Genomic DNA, 1,183 nt, shown 5'->3' with positions numbered 1-1,183 from the left:
TATTTTTACGCCAAAGTTCTCTTTTGAGAATTTTTCGTGCCATTGTTGTTTTCTTTGGCTTGTTTACAGGTGTAAATGTTTATGCGCGCTCCTCAGCTATTTTTCATTCCCCAACCGATAATTTTTCTCGCCAACAATCTGAGAAGCAGCAATTAGAAAGAATTGAGAAATTACGCGCTTTAACGCCTAAAAGGATAAAGACGCCTTCAGAGCAAAATCCAGAAACGCTTTTGGGTGGGAAGCAATGTTTTCCCATTCATGCTGTTGTTGTTGAGGGAGTGCATCATGTCAAAAAGCGCTTTATATCAGCCGTAACAGAGCCTTATGTTGGAAGATGTATCGGTCTTTTTGATATTCAGCTCTTAATCAAGAAGTTAACCAAAGTTTATTTGGATCAAGGCTATGTAACGGCACGTTTTTACATTCCTGATCAAGATATCAAAAACAGCAAGACGCTCAAATTTGTTGTCGTTGAGGGGAAACTTTCAGAGATTTACTATAATGGTTCACCGACGTCTCGTTATAATAATGTTGTATGGAGTGCTTTTCCTGGGCTTCAAGGTCATGTTCTGAACATGCGCGATATTGAACAGGGGCTTGATCAGATCAACCGTTTGAGTTCAGCACACGCTCAAAGCGAACTTCTTCCAGGGAGTGAAGAAGGGAGCACCATTGTCAATATTAACAATCATCCCGATAAAACGTTCAAGGTTACTGTTTCTCATGACAATATGGGACAATCTTCCACGGGTTATGCGCGTTATAGTGCGGGCTTGAGGGTAGAAAATATTTTAGGGATGAATGATGCGTGGGATTTTAACTATCAACGCAGTGAGCCCGATTATTGGGGTGGGAGCAAGCAAGAAGGACATAGCAATAACATTTCAGCGAGTGTGAGTATTCCATATGGTTATTGGACCTTTGGATTGAATGGCACTGTTTATAATTACCAAAGCATAATCCCTGGCAATTTTACCGATATTGAGACGACGGGGGATTCCAGTGAGTTGCACGCCAGTACAAGCAGGGTTCTTTACCGTGATAGTGTTTCCCTTACAACCTTGAATTTGGGGCTTTCTTATAAAAGAACCAACAATTACCTTCTTGGCAATAAGATTGAAGTGGGCAGCCGTCAATATAGCGTCGCCAATTTTGGCATTTCGCATTCGCGCCAGATGTTGGG

At 41.6% G+C, this 1,183-nt stretch carries 1 protein-coding gene; it reads left to right on the top strand.

Translation table 11 applies throughout. From position 1 onward, the window contains the following. Window positions 1–1,183: ShlB/FhaC/HecB family hemolysin secretion/activation protein (locus tag ACFIMI_RS09610; protein WP_375692530.1), on the top strand; the 1,183-nt coding region annotated here is incomplete at both ends.

Origin of the sequence: Bartonella sp. AP4SXKL (genome assembly GCF_042195845.1) — a bacterium.
In the GTDB taxonomy this organism is placed as follows: domain Bacteria; phylum Pseudomonadota; class Alphaproteobacteria; order Rhizobiales; family Rhizobiaceae; genus Bartonella.
The sequence above is the reverse complement of the archived record's forward strand: the minus strand, read 5'-3'. Positions and strand labels throughout refer to the sequence as shown.